This window comes from Psychroflexus aurantiacus (assembly GCF_010820555.1).
Lineage (GTDB): Bacteria > Bacteroidota > Bacteroidia > Flavobacteriales > Flavobacteriaceae > Psychroflexus > Psychroflexus aurantiacus.
Genome location: NZ_JAAIKD010000002.1, coordinates 332,275 through 348,558, shown reverse-complemented (window position 1 = coordinate 348,558; position 16,284 = coordinate 332,275). Strand labels below are relative to the sequence as shown.

Sequence of the window (16,284 nt, the reverse complement as noted above, 5' to 3'; positions counted from 1 at the left end):
AATGTCTTCAGAACTTAATCGCGATAACATCTTACTTTCCACGTCCTCGTTAAGCATTGGCTACAGGCAAAAAAAAGAAGTGGTTTCTGTTGCGGAAGCAATTGATTTTGAAATCAAAGCCGGTGAGCTGGTGGCTTTAATAGGCATCAACGGTTCAGGAAAATCTACATTGTTGAAAACTTTGTCAGGTCAAATTCCTGCTTTGGCCGGGCAGGTGAAGATTGACAACCACTTGTTGTCTGAGTTGGCTTTAAAAGATTTAGGTTCATTTTTGAGTCTGGTTTTAACCCATGAGCATGTTTCAAAGCAATTAACGGTCATGGAACTGGTTGCTTTAGGCAGACATCCGTATACCAACTGGCTGGGACACTTAAGTCAGAAGGATGTGGATAAGGTCCTGCAGGCTCTGAGCCAGGTGGATTTACTTCCGAAGAAGGATAATTTATGCGCCTCCTTAAGCGATGGTCAATTTCAGAAAGTACTTATCGCAAGAGCTTTGGCACAGGATACAGCACTCATCTTGATGGACGAACCCACCACCCACCTGGACATGTTCCACAAAGCCTATGTACTGAAGCTTTTAAAATCCATTGTAAAAAACTCACATAAAAGCGTTTTATTTGCTTCGCACGAAATCAACCTGGCACTTCAGCTGTGTGACAGGATTATTCTCATCGACAAACAGCAGGTGAGCTGCGGCTCTCCTTCAGAACTAATTCAAAACGGAGCATTCAACTCCTTGTTTCCTAAAGATTTTATTGTTTTTGATGAACAGTCCCGCACGTTTAAAATGAAAATCTCTGAAGATTAATCACGACCAAAAAGCTTTCGCATAACAAATACATGAGGAAATGTGATGGCTGCGATAAAAGCGAAGACCAGGGATATAAAGTTTTTAAAGTCTTTGAATAGCCAGACCACCACACACAAGCCTATGATGGAGGCCAGCCAATACGGAAAGGCTTTTTTAAAGTATTTGCTGAAGTTTTCGAGGTCAAACTTACCATAGAGCGAGTTGACCTGGTCTTTTAAAGATGGTAAACTGTGCCAAAGCACAAAATAAACAGCAAAACCCCACACGACTCCGCTCACGTAAAATAAGCCTGAAAACAAAACAAGGTAAAAAACATTGCGAAGGGCTGAAGCTTTAAGTGCTGTATTTTTCTTTGAAAGCATGACGAAAAAAATGAAACTCAAAACCAATGAACCCAGAAGCACATAAAGAAGGAGACTTTCAGTGACGAGATAACCTGTCATGTCCTGGATAATCAGAATGACTTCTTTACTATTCAAATACAGGAGGAGAAATAAGACCAGCAATCCGTAAGTCTGATAGAACAGGGATGCTAAAACCGATGACGGGTTGGAGATCTTATGATGAAAATGCTGTTCTCCAAAGTGATATCCACTTATCAGAACAAACGCAAGCAGAGCTATAAGGGGAATAAAATAAAATATGACCACAAAGGCTAAAACCACTCCCAAATAGGTGATTAAAGATCTTGTGAATCGATTTTGTTTAGGTTTATTCTTTAAGGTTTCTATCACAAATAAGTCGTTAGATCCATGTAAAATTCCAAAACTAAAAATCCCTGTAAAGGCTATAACATACTGAATTTCTTGAGAAAAGAGTATGGGAACAGCCAAAGCCAAAAAGGTTAATGCCGTTATCGTATTGAAAAGAATATTCCTATTAAATTTCATATAATACAAAAATAAATCAAAAAATTTCTTAAAAGCAAAAAATGATGTTTAATTTATTACTACATTTGATTAAACAAACTTAAATATTTTAATCTATGAGAACTTTTATGTATTTAATGGCCGACGTCTCAAAAATCGCAAATGACGATTATGTCGGTTTTACTTTTTTCGTAGGTAGTATGGCCATGATGGCTGCATCTGCCTTTTTCTTTTTATCATTAAGCCAATTTGATAAAAAGTGGAGAACATCAGTTTTAGTATCTGGTTTAATTACTTTCATTGCTGCAGTGCATTACTTCTACATGAGAGATTATTGGGATACTTTTCAAGAGTCACCTACATTCTTCAGATATGTAGACTGGGTATTAACCGTTCCATTAATGTGTGTTGAGTTTTTCTTAATCTTAAGAGTTGCCGGCGCTAAAAAATCATTGATGTGGAAACTGATTTTCTGGTCAGTAGTGATGCTTGTTACAGGTTACTTCGGTGAGGCTGTATCTCCAGATTATTCGTGGCAGTGGGGTCTTGCTTCAGGTATTGCTTACTTTATCATTGTTTACATTATCTGGTTTGGAGAAGCTAAGCAATTGGCAACTTCTGCAGGTGGTGAAGTATTGAAAGCTCACAACATCCTTTGCTGGTTCGTTCTTGTAGGATGGGCTATCTACCCTATAGGTTACATATTAGGTACTCCAGGAGGATTATTTGGATTCGACTTTGGAGTAGATGCTTCTTTCATGGATGTAGTCTACAACATTGGAGATGCTGTGAATAAAATAGGTTTTGGACTTGTTATTTATTCATTAGCTATCAAATCTTCTAAATAAATCAACTTACCTAAATGATTTTATAAGCCGAATCTTAACAGATTCGGCTTACTTTTTTTATACGATTTAATCTTGACTCACTAAAGCTTCAATTTCCTTGAAGCCCAGGTTTCTAGCATGGGCTCTGGCAGATAAACCATCCTGGTCTTTTATGCTGATATCAGCTCCATGAGACAGTAATAACTTCACCATATCAGGCTGATTATAACTCACTGCATAAATCATGGCCGTCGCTCCCTTTTTATTGCTAAGGTTGACATCGGCTCCATGCTTTAAAAGCAATTCAGCCATGTCCAGATTCCCTTTAAAACTCACACCCATCAGGGCCGTATTTCCTGTCACATCCTGTGCATTGACATCCGGATGGAATTTCATCAAATAATCAACCAATGCGGTTTGACCCGTATAAGTTGCATATAACAGGGGTGTAAATCCCCTTTCATCAGGTTGATTTATCGCTTCAGGGTTTTGCTCCAGAATATGTTTGGCTTCTTCCCTATTTTGGCTTTTGACTGCGTCTATTAGATTCATTTGCTTCATGATTTTTTTTATGAATTTAAAACAAACCGGATTCAGATCCGGGTTTTTTTCTATTTCTAAAACACATAGGACTATCAACTGAACAGATGCCTGGTTATGAATCAGATTCTGGTAGGAATTTTTTGATATTGGAGAGTCTTATGGCTGAATGGGAAGCATGGTGTAAAACCTCTCCATTCTTAATCACCAGTATCTGCGGAGACTGGTGCAGAACCTGAAAACGCTGTGTGATTTCATTGGAAACATCTCTATGGGCCAAAAGATCAAGGTAAAGCATTTCGATGTGATCGTTATTGAAATCTATCTCGTTTTGGAATTGATGCCAAACCATATTGCTGATTCCACAGGAAACAGAATGCTTAAAAATAACCACCAGTTTTTCTTCTGAAAGCTTTTCTACAGCATCCAGCTGAGAAAGACCGTCAAGAGTCCGCCAGGTAAATTCAGAGGCCTTTGAGGCTTCGTCAGTTTGAGTTGGTTTAACATTAAAGAGTTGATCAAAAAATCCCATAATGGTTCTAATTTATTAAGAGTTGGCGTCAGCTTCTTTCCTACTTACAGCTAACAAGCAAAGTCTAAAGTTATCATTAAAAAATAAAGTCTAAAACTAATCAGTTACTTATATTCGCAAAGTTAAAATATCTAGAAATAGAATGAGTGAAATTGCAGAAAAGAGAATCGTTTCCAATGAAGACATACAGCTACTCAATAAAAAATATAAAAGCTTAAGCATTGCAGACCGCATCAAGACTTTGTATGAAGATTTTGATCAGGCTGAAGTCATGGTCACCAGTTCTTTTGCAGCCACTTCTGCATTTTTACTCAAGCTCTTTTCCGACATCAATTCCGACCAGGTCATCTATTTTATAGATACCGGCTACCATTTTGAGGAGACACTAAACTACAAAAAACAACTGAGTGAAGCCTATCAGCTGAATGTAAAATCGGTCAGCGCCCTTTCTCATGAACATGAGTTTACGACCAAAGACAAAACCTGGTCTAAAAATCCGGATTTTTGCTGCAGCATCAATAAAGTCAAGCCCCTGGAAGTCATTAAGAATAAATTCACCGTATGGGTTTCTGGGCTTATGGAATGGCAGAGCGACCATAGGAATTCACTGGATATTTTTGAACAAAGAGGGGAAATCCTGAAATTTTATCCGCTTTTAGACGTCAGTAAAGAAGAACGGGATGCTTTTATAAGAAAACACGAGTTACCTTTTCACCCTCTGGTGAGCAAGGGCTACAATTCTATTGGCTGTAAACACTGCACTGTTCCCGGTGATGACAGGAGCGGACGCTGGAATAACAGCCCCAAAACCGAATGCGGTTTACATCTATAATTTAAAAAATACTACTTTGTTTTACATAGTACTGTAACAAATCTAGTTTTCATTCGTCTTAATAATAGATATTAACTTTTAAAACGAATACTCATGGAAACTACATTAGAAAACACCGTACTTGACTCAAGCAGAAAACCCGTATCAAGAGCTCACAAACTAGAGCTTAAAACCACACGTTTAAAATACTGGAACAGCTTACGCCGATATCATTATTAAAACAAGCCGCCTCAAAACTTTAGCATTGTCAGTATGAACCTGCCTGATTGCATCGTGCAGGAGTAAGACCCTGAAACCAGTTCAGGGTGACAAGAATAAAGTTTTGAGACCGCTTTAAAGGTTTGGAAGGACAAACGCAGTTTGTTTCTGGGCATATCCAGACACGGCTTACAAAGGAAGAAGAGCTTTATTTTAAGGAAATAAACTGATTTTTCTCAATCTCAATGTCAGGATTGACTTTTTTTAGATAGTCAACAAAAGAATCATTGGTTTTAGGCGCAAAATAAATTTCCTTATTCCCATTATATATCAGGACCAAACCCTTTTTAGCCAGGGCTACCTTTTTACCATCCCAGGACGTTTTATCTACCATCACTTTTTTGATCTGTTTCAGGGGAATCGTTCCGTAAAAAGGTCCGCTTCTGAAACTGACCTTCCGATCGGTTATTTTATAACTCGTATCCAAAAAAATCCAGATTACCAGTAACCAAAGTAATGCAACAGCAGTGACCAAAACAATGACATAGGTTTTTGAAAAATTCATCATCAGTACATTCTGGCTAATCAATATGCTAAAAAGAAGTGATAATAAACTAAATATAAAAATAAAGGTCTTGTCTATACGGCTTTTGAATTTCATCTTCGCTTATCTGATAAAGACGGGCTCACTTTCTTTCTCTGTATGTTCTTCAGAAAAGTGATAGTCTTCATAATTAAACCCTTTAATACCTTCCAGGGTTTTGATCTCATGATCCAGGATATACCTTACCATGAGTCCTCTGGCTTTTTTAGCATAGAAACTGATAATTTTCAATTTCCCATTTTTGAAATCTTTAAACACGGGAGAAATGATTTCAGCATGCAGCTTTTTAGAATTGACTGCTTTGAAATACTCCTGACTTGCTAAATTGATTAAAAGTTCACCTTCCTGCATTTCTGAATTGAGCTGAGAAGTCACTTTGTCCTGCCAAAGCGCGTACAAATCATCATTTGACTCTATGGCTAATTTTGTTCCCATTTCAAGCCTGTAAGGCTGAATAAGGTCTAAGGGCCGAAGCACACCGTACATCCCTGACAAAATCCGCAGCGAATTTTGCAGATGTTCCAGCTTATCTTTTGGAATGGAATAGGCATCTATTCCTGTATAAACATCCCCATCGAACATGTAGATAGCGGGTCTGGCATTTTCAGGGGTGTGTTTTTCTTCAAAATCCTGATACCTTCCGTAATTGAGATCCGCAAGTTTATCGCTGATGCTCATCAAATCAGCGATGTCATCTTTGCTCATTCGCGCCAGCTTTCGGTTGATTTGTGCGGCGGTTTCTTCAAACACCGGCTTGGTATAGCGATCTGTAGGAAGCTGATCCTCTTGATTAAGTGATTTGGCAGGAGATACGATTAATTTCATTTTTTATTTTAAAAATAATGGAAATTCAGCAGTTAAAATATCCTGTTAACTAATAATTTAAAATAACAGGATTAGATTCGCTTATATTAAATATTCTCCTTGCTGTTTTTAGCATAATTTCTCCAGCGCTCCACACAGTCTGAGATGTCTGCGGGGACTTCAGAATCGAATTCCATCCATTCTTTGGTTACCGGATGTTCGAAAGCCAGGGTTTTGGCGTGAAGTGCCTGACGTGGAAGAATTTTAAAGCAATTATCTACAAATTGCTTGTACTTGGTGAAGGTGGTTCCTTTCAGAATCTTGTCCCCTCCATAGCGTTCATCGTTGAATAAGGTATGACCAATATGTTTGAGGTGCACACGAATCTGGTGTGTTCTTCCTGTTTCCAGCTGACAGGAGATCAGGGTCACGTAGCCTAAACGTTCAATCACTTTATAATGGGTCACCGCGGGCTTCCCCTGCTCGGCTTCATCCCCGGTGTGAACGAGGTTTTGCAATCTGTTCTTAGGATTTCTTCCGATATTGCCTTCAATTCTGCCTTCATCATCATCCATATTTCCCCAGACCAGCGCGACATACTCACGCTTACTGGTTTTATGAAAAAATTGATTGGCGAGGTAGGCCATAGCCGATTCGGTTTTGGCAATTACCAAAAGTCCGCTTGTATCCTTATCGATTCGATGAACCAATCCAGGGCGATCGCTGCTGTTGTTCGGCAAATTATCGAAATGGTAAATCAGGGCATTAATCAGTGTTCCGGAGTAATTCCCATGGCCCGGATGCACTACCATTCCGGCCGGTTTATTGACCACTAATAGAGAATCGTCTTCATAAACGATATCCAAAGGAATGTCTTCGGGTGTGAGTAAGTTTTCATAAGGCGGATAGGCCAAGAGGACTTTCACCTCATCACCGGCTTTCACTTTATAATTTTGCTTAACCGCTACCCCATTGACGTAAATATTCCCGTCTTTAGCCGCCTGCTGAACTTTATTACGCGTGGCATTTTCAATAAAATTCATTAAAAACTTATCTACACGCAGCGGTTCCTGACCCCTGGTTGCGGTAAAACTATGATGTTCATAGAGATCATCATTCTCATCTAAATTATCTTGTGCTTGCATGGTGTGTTTAATTTGGAACTTAGCAGGATATGACCGCGAGCCTAAAGACTGCCATCACCTACCACTAAGTCTATGGTACTCGTTTTGGGAAGCTTATCTCCGGCTTTCAGGGTTTCCCCTTTATGTCTCAGTTCGAGGATGGCTCCTTTGGCAATATCGCGTTTTTCTATAATTTCTCCGATTTGAAAGCCTAAAGCTATCAGTGTAGGCTCTACCTGTCGTCTTGTTTTTCTGATTAGATTTTCAGGAATTTCAACATTGATATAACCCGAAGGATTGAGGGTGAGGTAAATTTTACGCATTTCTTTGACCTGCTTTCCTGGTTTCGGAACCTGGTCCAGTACAGAATAGGGCGGATAATTTGGATTAAAATTGGCGGAGTCCAGGATCTCACGTCTCAAGTTCATTTCCTCCAATTTTTTATCGACGATATCCAGTTGGAATTTGGACAAATCCGGAACGGCAACGGTTTCGTTATGATCGGTCGTGATGTCTAAATATTTTAGAGCACCAAAAACCAAAACAACTAAAACCAGGACTGCCAGAATTAACTGAAGCAAAAAGACTTTGCTAAAAATAAACTTGAAAAATTTCATAACTAAAAATAATTACAAATATAGGTTATGCCGAAGCTAGAATAAAATTAACGCGAGAGATTCTAAAAAATTATAGTTTACCCATTCTCTGAAGCACGAAAAGAACCACAATAGGAATGGCAAGCAAAATAACCATCAGCAAATGCTCCTGTAACACCCATGGAGAAAGCAGCAAGGTGATGAAATAACCTCCCATAGCTCCCCCAAAATGCGCATCATGCCCTACATTATCTCTTCTGGCTTTCATCGCCCAGATGGAATAAAACAAATAGCCTATCCCAAACACATAAGCAGGAATGGGAATGATAAAAAATAAGCCCAGCATCATATCGGGCTGAAGTAAAATAGCAGCGTATAAAACACCTACCACAGCTCCGCTCGCCCCAACAGCCGTATAATTGCTTTCGTTTTTATGAAATTGAAGCGAAAGTAAATTTCCCAGAATCAGACTTCCAAAATACACCAGCAAAAGTCCGCCGGTTCCAAGAAAACTTAGCACACTGGAAGCAAAGAAATACAACGTCAGCATATTGACAAAGAGATGCGTCGTATCCACATGAAGAAATGCAGAACTCAATAGTCTGATTTGATCTCCGGCTTTGATAGAGGAAACCTCAAATTTATAGCGGTTAAAAAAACCGGAATTCTTGAATCCCTTATAAGACATCAACACATTGGCCGCTATGATTGCTATAACTATAAAACCTAATCCCCCCATAATTTTTAAATCTCAAAAGCCCAAATATACCTATCTTTGCACAAAATTTGGCTAAATGCAATTACTGATTTATGTTTTAATCTACCCCTTTTTATGGCTGATTTCAAAACTTCCCTTTCCACTTATTTATCTCCTTTCAGACCTGGTTTATGTTTTGGTATATAACCTGTTCGCCTACCGCAAAAAGGTAGTCCTGGACAATCTGAAACTCGCATTCCCGGACTATTCAAAGTCAGAGCATGAAGCCATAGCAAGAAAATTTTATAAACATTTATGCGATCTGATCTTTGAGTCCATCAAATCGATTTCCATGTCAAAAGCTGAAATAGATAAACGCTTTAAGTTTGAAGGTTTATCCATTTTTTCAGATTTGGAACGCCAAAATAAAAGTGCCATTATCATCCTGGGGCATTATGGAAACTGGGAATGGATTTTCATTTTACAAACCTTTATAAATCATAAGGGCTATGGGGTCTACAAGCAACTGAAGAACAAATATTTCGACAGGTTGGTGAAACGGATCAGAGCCAAATACGACACCTACCTCATCACGACCAAAGAAACGGTTCATGTATTGAACGAAGTCACTGAAAAGGGTGAGTTGACCGTGAGTGGTTTCATATCCGACCAGTCTCCCAAGAAAGACAAAGCCTTTCACTGGCAGGAGTTTATGGGCGTTGAGGTTCCTGTGTATACAGGCGCCGAAATGCTGGCCAAAAGACTGGACCATGCCGTGGTTTATGCCAGAATTTCCAAGCTGAAACGCGGGCATTACAACTGTAAATTCGAACTTATCACCGATGAGCCCAAGTCGATTCCTGACTATGAAATCACGGATCATTTTTTGAAATTGCTGGAAGAGCAAATTCGTGAGGAACCCGCTTACTACCTGTGGACTCACAAGCGCTGGAAACACAGAAAACCCTAAACAAATCCTCCCGAAATGTCTATCTGCTCGAGGGGAATTGGTTAGGGTCTGATGTATGTTCTTTTAAACAGAGCTTTAGGCTGAGCTCATCTCTCTTTTTACAAAAAAACTGGTCGCCTGAAAGCTTTATCTACTCATTTCTTCCAGCTCAGCTATAAAGCGCTGAGCCAAAGCATCGGCCTCGTCTTGACTTTTAGCTTCGGTATAAATTCTGACGATGGGTTCTGTATTTGATTTTCTCAGGTGGACCCAGTTATTCTCAAAGTCGATTTTCACGCCGTCGATGGTTTTGATGTCCTCGTCTTTATATTTTTCCTGTATCTTATTCAAAAGCGCATCCACATCAAGATCTGGAGTCAGTTCAATTTTTTCCTTCGCCATAAAGTAGGAGGTGTAGGTTTGTCTGAGCTCAGAAACTTTAATCTGTCGTTCTGAAAGCAAGCTTAAGAACAAAGCAACACCCACAAGGCTGTCTCTGCCGTAGTGCAATTCAGGATAAATGACTCCACCATTCCCTTCGCCTCCTATCACTGCATTCACTTCTTTCATTTTGGCTACGACATTCACTTCTCCAACCGCACTTGCAAAATATTCACACCCGTGTTTCTCGGTAATATCGCGCAGGGCACGAGACGACGACAAATTGCTAACCGTCGGCCCTTTTTTACGACTCAGTACATAATCGGCGATGCTCACCAGCGTATATTCCTCTCCAAACATGTCCCCGTTTTCATCCACCAAAGCCAGTCGGTCTACATCCGGGTCCACAGCAATACCGAAATCCGCGTGTTCTTCTTTAACTTTTTTAGACAGTTCCGTCAAGTGTTTAGCCAGCGGTTCCGGATTATGTGGGAAATGCCCGTTGGGTTCGCAGTAGAGTTTTACCACTTCTACCCCAAGCATTTCCAGAAGTGGTGGAATAGATATCCCTCCGGTAGAGTTTACGGCATCTACGACCACCTTGATTTTGGCTTCTTTTATCTGATCGACTTCTACAAGCTCCAGGTTCACCACTTCTTCAATGTGAAGATCTATATATGCATTATGATAGGTGATTTCCCCTAAATCGTCTACTTCAGAAAACTGGAAGTTCTCTTCTTCCACGAAATTCAGAATGTCCTGGCCTTCGGCGGCATTTAAAAATTCTCCGTCTTTATTCAATAGCTTTAGGGCGTTCCATTGTTTAGGGTTATGACTTGCCGTAAGGATGATACCTCCGTCTGCATTTTCAAGACCTACTGCCATTTCTACAGTGGGCGTCGTGGAAAGGTCCAGGTCCACCACGTGAATACCCATCCCCGATAGCGTATGCATTACCAGTGACTGAACCATCTTCCCGGAAATTCGTGCATCCCGGCCCACTACAACTTTGTAGTGTTCCTTGGTTCTTTGGGTTTTTATCCATTGCCCGTAGGCCGCAGAAAACTTTACAACGTCCAGCGGGGTCAGATTGTCTCCAACCTGTCCGCCAATAGTGCCTCGAATTCCAGAAATAGATTTAATTAGTGTCATAATTTAGGATTTATAAGAAATTTTTCAGGTGTAAAGATACGAGTCCAAAGATTTTACCTGTAAATAATTTGCTAAAACTGCTTAATAAACTATTTTAGAGCAATGAATTACCTGGCTCATATATTTCTATCTGGTGATGATGAATTCCTGAAACTGGGGAACTTCATGGCAGATGAAATAAAAGGAAAGTCGTACAAGACCTATCCTGCTGAAATTCAGAAAGGCATTTTACTGCACCGGGCTATAGACGACTTTACAGATCACCATCCTTTGGTGTCTAAAGGGGCGCATCGGTTTTTTGATGAACTTGGACATTACAACAGCGTTGTAATCGATATGATTTATGATCATATTTTAGCCAAACGCTGGAAAGAATATTCGGATATAGAATTACCTGTATTTGCGGAAGATTTTTACCATTTGCTGGAGAGTAATCAGCATCTGCTGCCTAAGAAAATAAGTAAAGTGGTTCCTTATATGATCGAACACAACTGGTTATTGAGTTATTCCAAGTTAGACGATTTAAGACACATTCTAAGGCAGATGAATCATAAAACCAAGCATGAAACCCAATTGCATAAAGGCGCCGACATTTATCTGGCGTTTCAATCTGAATTTGATTCAGAATTCACCAGCTTTTTTGAGGATATCCGGAAGTTTTGCAACTTAAAAATCAAAACACTTAACCAGAATATATGAAGCGATTTTTGAAGATCTTAAAAATAACAGGCCTGGGGGTTGTAGGTTTAATACTAGTCCTGACGCTCATTGGCTTTTTCATGTCTGAAGACCTGCCGGAGGGCAAACAAGGCCCGGAAGCCGATCGGTTTGCACAGCAGATTTTAAAAGAGTTGAATTATGAAGCTTTCCAAAACACCAAAATCATAAGCTGGACCTTTGCAGGCTTGCATTCGTACGAATGGCATAAAGACCAAAACTATGTCCTGGTAAGTTCTGAGAATTATAAAGTAAAACTCGACCTGAAGGAGTATGACAAAAGCGAAGTCATCTCCTCTAATGACCTGAATTCTTCAGAAATCATTCAAACCTGCATTAAAAATTTCAATAACGACTCGTACTGGCTGATTGCACCCTACAAAATCATGGATGAGGATGTAGAAAGGCGACTTGTAACTAAAGATGGAGAAAAGAGCCTACTGGTTACCTTTACTTCAGGAGGCACCACACCCGGCGATTCGTATTTATGGAAGGTAGATGAAAATTACAGACCCACTGCGTTCAAAATGTGGGTGTCTATTATTCCTGTAGGCGGGATTGAAGCTAAATGGAAAGACTGGGTCAAAACCCAGTCTGGTATGCTGCTTTCCACTAAAAAATCAGTATTTGGAATTCCCATTGAAATTACAAATCTGGAAACTTTGCGCTAAGCAAAGGCGATAAACGCTGACATCACAAGCATTAAAAAGGCGGGTAACGAGCGCTTTAACGGATCGTTTATTTTGATATGCATGGCAATGGCTCCTATCATAAGGATTCCCATACCTACTGCGCCAATAAAGCCAAGATTATAGCCATCATTAAAAATGCTTATAATCAATAAGGTTGCAAATCCGAGTTTTAGAAATCCAATCACGGGTACAAGCCAGACCGGAAGGCCATATTTGGTAAACTCTTCATTCATGTTTCCGGCTGCAGCTCCTCTCCATTCGGTTTGCTTGTTAAACCTCAGTAACCAGACGTTTAGGATGCCAAGGGCAATCACTACTTTAAAAATTAAAATTAGAGTATCCATAAGTAATTATTTTTATTAAATATCTTAAAAATAATTAAGCCTAAAGACACTCTAACATAAATTTAATCAGAAAATCAATCTATTGCCCCAAATCTCCTAAGAGATCTCCAAAGTCTCCCGTCAATGCATTCATATCCATGCGCTGAGCGGTTTGTGTAATCTGATAGATATCATTGGCGTTCACATCACTACCTCGCATTCTCAGAAGCAACATACCTATTTCTGAATCATATCCGAAAAAGATGAGCTCATCTATGTTTCCTTCCGATCCAACGAACAGCAATTCAGCTTCTCTGCCACTACTGCTGAAGTCCAGAAGAGATTCGTAGGCTGGTTGTTCAAGAACGGATTTCAGCTTTAAACGCTCTTCTTCAAGCATAGTCTTCCCTTTTTTATTCGTCAGCGCCAGTAAATTTATCTTTTCAATTTTCCTCAAACTGCTATTCTCTTCGGGAGACAGGCTGTCCAGGTTTTGAAATAAAAGATTAGTAGGCAGACTGGCAGAAATAAATTCGACTGAATTTTCTTTTTCCACAAGATATTCCTGGAGGCTTGGCTTGGAATTGCAAGCCACCAGAGAAATACCTATCAATGCTATTAAAATGATCTTTTTCATATCTATTGCTCTTTAAGTTTTTCCAAAGACTTTCCGCCAGGAATATTCATCTGACTGGTCAACTTGGAAATATTTTTCAAGTCAATTTGACCATTGATAACCATCAGCACCGACTGGGTATCTGATTCTTCTGAGGAGTTGATAAACATCAAGAGTTTATTCACATAGTCATCGGATTTACCGGGTTCGATATAAAAATTAACATTCTTACCTTCACTGTTAACACGCATCAGCTCCTCCAGATTTTTATTGGATTTCATTGTATTAAAATCGGCTTGAAGCTGTTTGCCGTATTCGACACTTTCTGTTGTATAAATCTTGATATCCTCTAGATTTCCAACAAGATCCAGGTAAGCTTTGACATCTTCATCGGAACTGTCTAAGTCTAGTTTACTCATAAGTCTAAACATGCCTTTGTTTACCACTATAGAAGTGATTTCCCTTACATTGTTATACTTACTGAAATCCTGAGCATTTGTCGTTAAGCTCATCATGGCGATGGTCATTATAAGACCCATTAATTTAAGTTGTTTCATAGCTTTATTTTATTAATTTATTTTTCTGTTGGCTGAATACTTCTATATATTCCAATTTCTCGAGACCTTCATTCATGTTAATGGATAAAAAATTAAGCGCATTTTGAGTGGTTTCAAAGGCAAGTCTGGCTTGCTCTAATTCTTGTTGGTCTTGATAAAAGTCATAAAACCAAACCCCGCCTAACACAATACAAATGCTTGCTGCTATATTGATCCAAAACGGATACCTTGTTTTTTTCGCTTTGGTTTGAAGAGGAGGACTTTGAGATGTAGATTCTTTTTCAAAAAACTGAAAAAGACGAGCGTAAGCTGCAAACTCCGAGTCATAGTTTTCACTCGAAAAATAAGACTTCAGTTCTCTCTCCTGCTCCAGAGTGGTTTCCCCCTCTTCGTAAAGCTTTAGGAGCTTTTCCACGTAAGATTTATCCAATTCCATATGCTGATGTTTTTTTTAATTCACTCATAATTTTTTTTCTTGCTCTTGATAAAGCGACTCTTACCGAAGTAGAGTTCATGTCCATAATCTCTTCAATCTCTTTGTTCGTAAACTGCTCCACATCCCTCAGCTGAATAACCGCTCTCTGCTGTTCTGGCAATTCATTGATGAATTTAGCCACCAAATTCACTTCATCTCTGGCTTCTATTTCTGAAGAAAGACTGGACGTTTGTCCCGCATAATTGCTGTGAACAAGTTCCAGGGTTTTACTGTGCTTAGATTTCAAAACATCATAACACATGTTTTTAGTCATTGTCATAGCATAAGCTTCCATGTTTTTTATGCCTGCAAGTTCTTTTCTCAATCTCCACAGCTTCAGTAAAACTTCCTGTGTAGCGTCTTTCGCAGCGTCTTCTGAAGATAAGAGACGTCTAGAAAACCTAAAGATTTTATCTTGTAGGGGTATAACGTGCTGAGCATAAAATTCAGAAGTCATAGGTAGCCTGTTTTAATGAAGACGATCTAACAAAGGATTTGTTACATCATCACCCTTGTATTTTAAAATTGATTATTTTTATCAAAAAATAGCTTGATGAAAAAATTGAAACTTTTCTTATTTGTTAGCATCTCTTTATCCATTCTCATGTCCTGCCAGGAAGATATTGATGATTCTATTACAAACGTAAATGAATTGGCCGACCAAAACGCTATAAAAGATTTTATCTGGAAGGGCCTGAATATCTTTTACGTCTATAAAAGTGACTCCCCGGACCTGGCAGACAACAGATTTGAAACCACACCGGAATATGTCGATTTTTTGTCAAGCATAGACTCGCCTGTCGACTTCTTTTATTCCTTATTAGCCGAACAGGACCGGTTTAGTTTTATCGTTACCGATTTTGTGACTTTAGAACAGAATCTACAGGGAATTTCATTGTCCAATGGTATGAAGTTTGGACTGGTAAGATTTACCAATACCGAAACGGTTTTCGGTTACGTGAGATATATTGTTCCGGGCTCCCCTGCAGATGTTGCAGGTATTGAGCGGGGAGTTATATTCAATCGCATCGACGGCGTGACTTTTACTCCAACAACCGATTTTAATTTACTTTTATCTCAGCCCAGCTATACGATTGGACTGGCAGAATTTCAGGGGGATAATTTGGTTGCCCTGGACCAGGAGATCAGTCTAAATAAAATTCAGCTTACAGAAAATCCTATTCTTGAGCATAACGTACTGGATGTGGATGGCCAAAAAGTAGGCTATCTGATGTACAACAACTTCAGATCCAACTTCAACAGCGAACTCAATTCGGTTTTTGCTAATTTTTCTGCGGAAGGGATTACAGATCTGGTTTTAGACCTGAGGTACAATTCCGGCGGAAGCATTGAAACTGCCAAAGATTTATCCAGCATGATTACCGGACAGTTTTCCGGAGAAGTCTTTGCCAGACAGATCTACAACGAAAATTTTGAACCCACTGAATTGGTTTTTGACAATCAAATTTCTACGGATGAACCCATCAATAGTCTGAATTTATCCAGGGTATATGTATTAACTACAACTTCTTCGGCTTCAGCAAGTGAACTTGTCATCAACGCCTTGAATCCGTACATCAACGTTATACAAATCGGAACAAATACAGCGGGCAAATTTGAAGGATCCGTCACCTTATATGACTCCCCGGATTTCGGAAGAGAGGATGTTAGCTTAGAACACACCTATGCCATTCAGCCATTGATTTTAAAAATAGCCAATAAAGAGGGATTCACCGGATTTTTTGACGGCCTCGAGCCCGACATTCAGCAGCGTGAAATCTTCTCACAGCTCGGCGTATTGGGAGACCCTCAGGAAACCTTGCTCAATGTAGCGCTCAGGGAAATCAGTCCGGGCTTTGAACGTCCTGCATTTCAGGAGAAACAGTCCATTAGTCCTGGTGTCCTTATCGGAGAAAGTCAGATGAATGCTCCGGCTTTTCAAAGAATGTATATCGACCTGAATGCGGTCCCCTCCCGGAAATAGG

The 16,284-nt window shown here is 39.5% G+C and carries 22 protein-coding genes; 8 read left to right on the top strand and 14 right to left on the bottom strand.

Annotated features, from left to right (window positions below):
- Position 1: 1 nt before the first annotated feature.
- Entirely contained in the window at positions 2-811 is an 810-nt protein-coding gene (locus G3567_RS04335; RefSeq protein WP_164004095.1) for an ABC transporter ATP-binding protein, read from the top strand.
- Here the strand turns inward: G3567_RS04335 and G3567_RS04330 are convergent.
- A complete protein-coding gene (locus tag G3567_RS04330; protein ID WP_164004094.1) occupies positions 808-1,704 on the bottom strand; it encodes a Brp/Blh family beta-carotene 15,15'-dioxygenase in 897 nt (298 codons plus the stop codon). The genes G3567_RS04335 and G3567_RS04330 overlap by 4 nt on opposite strands.
- A gap of 95 nt (positions 1,705-1,799) precedes the next feature.
- Between G3567_RS04330 and G3567_RS04325 the strand changes: the two genes are divergently transcribed.
- The gene (locus tag G3567_RS04325; protein WP_205521172.1) at positions 1,800-2,531 is read left to right on the top strand and encodes a bacteriorhodopsin-like; all 732 of its coding nucleotides are present in this window, start codon (positions 1,800-1,802) and stop codon (positions 2,529-2,531) included.
- Positions 2,532-2,597: 66 nt separating this feature from the next.
- On the opposite strand, the gene G3567_RS04320 is transcribed toward G3567_RS04325, so the two are convergent.
- Together G3567_RS04320 and ytxJ are read right to left on the bottom strand one after the other, a co-directional pair.
- The gene (locus G3567_RS04320) at positions 2,598-3,062 is read right to left on the bottom strand and encodes an ankyrin repeat domain-containing protein (RefSeq protein ID WP_164004093.1); all 465 of its coding nucleotides are present in this window, start codon (positions 3,060-3,062) and stop codon (positions 2,598-2,600) included.
- 103 nt (positions 3,063-3,165) lie between these two features.
- Positions 3,166-3,582, bottom strand: a complete 417-nt coding sequence (gene ytxJ / locus G3567_RS04315; protein ID WP_164004092.1) for a bacillithiol system redox-active protein YtxJ — start codon at positions 3,580-3,582, stop codon at positions 3,166-3,168.
- A gap of 142 nt (positions 3,583-3,724) precedes the next feature.
- Between ytxJ and G3567_RS04310 the strand changes: the two genes are divergently transcribed.
- On the top strand, positions 3,725-4,414 hold the full coding sequence (locus G3567_RS04310; protein ID WP_164004091.1) for a phosphoadenylyl-sulfate reductase: 690 nt from the start codon (positions 3,725-3,727) through the stop codon (positions 4,412-4,414).
- 93 nt (positions 4,415-4,507) lie between these two features.
- Entirely contained in the window at positions 4,508-4,633 is a 126-nt protein-coding gene (locus G3567_RS13545) for a hypothetical protein (protein ID WP_262887109.1), read from the top strand.
- A gap of 187 nt (positions 4,634-4,820) precedes the next feature.
- On the opposite strand, the gene G3567_RS04305 is transcribed toward G3567_RS13545, so the two are convergent.
- The 5 genes from G3567_RS04305 to G3567_RS04285 all read right to left on the bottom strand — a co-directional run bounded on the left by G3567_RS04305 (position 4,821) and on the right by G3567_RS04285 (position 8,479).
- Complete coding sequence (locus G3567_RS04305) at positions 4,821-5,273, bottom strand: PH domain-containing protein (protein WP_164004090.1); 453 nt, start codon at positions 5,271-5,273, stop codon at positions 4,821-4,823.
- 6 nt (positions 5,274-5,279) lie between these two features.
- Positions 5,280-6,041, bottom strand: a complete 762-nt coding sequence (yaaA, locus tag G3567_RS04300; protein ID WP_164004089.1) for a peroxide stress protein YaaA — start codon at positions 6,039-6,041, stop codon at positions 5,280-5,282.
- 86 nt (positions 6,042-6,127) lie between these two features.
- The gene (locus G3567_RS04295; protein WP_164004088.1) at positions 6,128-7,165 is read right to left on the bottom strand and encodes an RluA family pseudouridine synthase; all 1,038 of its coding nucleotides are present in this window, start codon (positions 7,163-7,165) and stop codon (positions 6,128-6,130) included.
- 41 nt (positions 7,166-7,206) lie between these two features.
- Positions 7,207-7,761: a PASTA domain-containing protein gene (locus G3567_RS04290; protein WP_164004087.1), complete on the bottom strand. Its 555-nt coding sequence runs from the start codon at positions 7,759-7,761 to the stop codon at positions 7,207-7,209.
- 70 nt (positions 7,762-7,831) lie between these two features.
- On the bottom strand, positions 7,832-8,479 hold the full coding sequence (locus tag G3567_RS04285; protein ID WP_164004086.1) for a rhomboid family intramembrane serine protease: 648 nt from the start codon (positions 8,477-8,479) through the stop codon (positions 7,832-7,834).
- Between the two features lie 55 nt (positions 8,480-8,534).
- Between G3567_RS04285 and G3567_RS04280 the strand changes: the two genes are divergently transcribed.
- Positions 8,535-9,407 carry a lysophospholipid acyltransferase family protein gene (locus G3567_RS04280; protein WP_164004085.1) on the top strand — a complete coding sequence of 291 codons (873 nt, stop codon included), beginning with the start codon at positions 8,535-8,537 and terminating at the stop codon, positions 9,405-9,407.
- A gap of 126 nt (positions 9,408-9,533) precedes the next feature.
- On the opposite strand, the gene glmM is transcribed toward G3567_RS04280, so the two are convergent.
- Entirely contained in the window at positions 9,534-10,919 is a 1,386-nt protein-coding gene (gene glmM, locus G3567_RS04275; RefSeq protein WP_164004084.1) for a phosphoglucosamine mutase, read from the bottom strand.
- 102 nt (positions 10,920-11,021) lie between these two features.
- Between glmM and G3567_RS04270 the strand changes: the two genes are divergently transcribed.
- The gene (locus G3567_RS04270; protein WP_164004083.1) at positions 11,022-11,618 is read left to right on the top strand and encodes an acyl carrier protein phosphodiesterase; all 597 of its coding nucleotides are present in this window, start codon (positions 11,022-11,024) and stop codon (positions 11,616-11,618) included.
- On the top strand, positions 11,615-12,307 hold the full coding sequence (locus tag G3567_RS04265; RefSeq protein ID WP_164004082.1) for a hypothetical protein: 693 nt from the start codon (positions 11,615-11,617) through the stop codon (positions 12,305-12,307). Before G3567_RS04270 ends, G3567_RS04265 begins: the two co-directional genes overlap by 4 nt.
- Here G3567_RS04265 and G3567_RS04260 read toward each other — a convergent pair.
- The 5 genes from G3567_RS04260 to G3567_RS04240 form a co-directional block, all read right to left on the bottom strand.
- A complete protein-coding gene (locus G3567_RS04260; RefSeq protein ID WP_164004081.1) occupies positions 12,304-12,672 on the bottom strand; it encodes a DoxX family protein in 369 nt (122 codons plus the stop codon). The genes G3567_RS04265 and G3567_RS04260 overlap by 4 nt on opposite strands.
- A gap of 79 nt (positions 12,673-12,751) precedes the next feature.
- Positions 12,752-13,288, bottom strand: coding sequence for a DUF4252 domain-containing protein (locus G3567_RS04255; RefSeq protein ID WP_164004080.1), 537 nt, complete (start codon positions 13,286-13,288; stop codon positions 12,752-12,754).
- A gap of 2 nt (positions 13,289-13,290) precedes the next feature.
- Positions 13,291-13,824 (bottom strand): DUF4252 domain-containing protein, encoded by a 534-nt coding sequence (locus tag G3567_RS04250; protein WP_164004079.1) that lies wholly within the window; start codon positions 13,822-13,824, stop codon positions 13,291-13,293.
- A gap of 4 nt (positions 13,825-13,828) precedes the next feature.
- Positions 13,829-14,260, bottom strand: coding sequence for a hypothetical protein (locus tag G3567_RS04245; protein WP_164004078.1), 432 nt, complete (start codon positions 14,258-14,260; stop codon positions 13,829-13,831).
- The gene (locus tag G3567_RS04240) at positions 14,247-14,756 is read right to left on the bottom strand and encodes an RNA polymerase sigma factor (protein WP_164004077.1); all 510 of its coding nucleotides are present in this window, start codon (positions 14,754-14,756) and stop codon (positions 14,247-14,249) included. Before G3567_RS04240 ends, G3567_RS04245 begins: the two co-directional genes overlap by 14 nt.
- A gap of 96 nt (positions 14,757-14,852) precedes the next feature.
- Here G3567_RS04240 and G3567_RS04235 point away from each other — a divergent pair, with 96 nt between their 5' ends.
- Entirely contained in the window at positions 14,853-16,283 is a 1,431-nt protein-coding gene (locus G3567_RS04235) for a S41 family peptidase (protein ID WP_164004076.1), read from the top strand.
- The last annotated feature ends 1 nt before the right edge of the window (position 16,284 follow it).

Coding starts and splice junctions, on each gene's coding strand:
- G3567_RS04335 (WP_164004095.1), top strand. CDS start 2: ATGTCTTCAGAACTTAATCGCGATAACATCTTACTTTCCACGTCCTCG.
- G3567_RS04330 (WP_164004094.1), bottom strand. CDS start 1,704: ATGAAATTTAATAGGAATATTCTTTTCAATACGATAACGGCATTAACC.
- G3567_RS04325 (WP_205521172.1), top strand. CDS start 1,800: ATGAGAACTTTTATGTATTTAATGGCCGACGTCTCAAAAATCGCAAAT.
- G3567_RS04320 (WP_164004093.1), bottom strand. CDS start 3,062: ATGAATCTAATAGACGCAGTCAAAAGCCAAAATAGGGAAGAAGCCAAA.
- ytxJ (WP_164004092.1), bottom strand. CDS start 3,582: ATGGGATTTTTTGATCAACTCTTTAATGTTAAACCAACTCAAACTGAC.
- G3567_RS04310 (WP_164004091.1), top strand. CDS start 3,725: ATGAGTGAAATTGCAGAAAAGAGAATCGTTTCCAATGAAGACATACAG.
- G3567_RS13545 (WP_262887109.1), top strand. CDS start 4,508: ATGGAAACTACATTAGAAAACACCGTACTTGACTCAAGCAGAAAACCC.
- G3567_RS04305 (WP_164004090.1), bottom strand. CDS start 5,273: ATGAAATTCAAAAGCCGTATAGACAAGACCTTTATTTTTATATTTAGT.
- yaaA (WP_164004089.1), bottom strand. CDS start 6,041: ATGAAATTAATCGTATCTCCTGCCAAATCACTTAATCAAGAGGATCAG.
- G3567_RS04295 (WP_164004088.1), bottom strand. CDS start 7,165: ATGCAAGCACAAGATAATTTAGATGAGAATGATGATCTCTATGAACAT.
- G3567_RS04290 (WP_164004087.1), bottom strand. CDS start 7,761: ATGAAATTTTTCAAGTTTATTTTTAGCAAAGTCTTTTTGCTTCAGTTA.
- G3567_RS04285 (WP_164004086.1), bottom strand. CDS start 8,479: ATGGGGGGATTAGGTTTTATAGTTATAGCAATCATAGCGGCCAATGTG.
- G3567_RS04280 (WP_164004085.1), top strand. CDS start 8,535: ATGCAATTACTGATTTATGTTTTAATCTACCCCTTTTTATGGCTGATT.
- glmM (WP_164004084.1), bottom strand. CDS start 10,919: ATGACACTAATTAAATCTATTTCTGGAATTCGAGGCACTATTGGCGGA.
- G3567_RS04270 (WP_164004083.1), top strand. CDS start 11,022: ATGAATTACCTGGCTCATATATTTCTATCTGGTGATGATGAATTCCTG.
- G3567_RS04265 (WP_164004082.1), top strand. CDS start 11,615: ATGAAGCGATTTTTGAAGATCTTAAAAATAACAGGCCTGGGGGTTGTA.
- G3567_RS04260 (WP_164004081.1), bottom strand. CDS start 12,672: ATGGATACTCTAATTTTAATTTTTAAAGTAGTGATTGCCCTTGGCATC.
- G3567_RS04255 (WP_164004080.1), bottom strand. CDS start 13,288: ATGAAAAAGATCATTTTAATAGCATTGATAGGTATTTCTCTGGTGGCT.
- G3567_RS04250 (WP_164004079.1), bottom strand. CDS start 13,824: ATGAAACAACTTAAATTAATGGGTCTTATAATGACCATCGCCATGATG.
- G3567_RS04245 (WP_164004078.1), bottom strand. CDS start 14,260: ATGGAATTGGATAAATCTTACGTGGAAAAGCTCCTAAAGCTTTACGAA.
- G3567_RS04240 (WP_164004077.1), bottom strand. CDS start 14,756: ATGACTTCTGAATTTTATGCTCAGCACGTTATACCCCTACAAGATAAA.
- G3567_RS04235 (WP_164004076.1), top strand. CDS start 14,853: ATGAAAAAATTGAAACTTTTCTTATTTGTTAGCATCTCTTTATCCATT.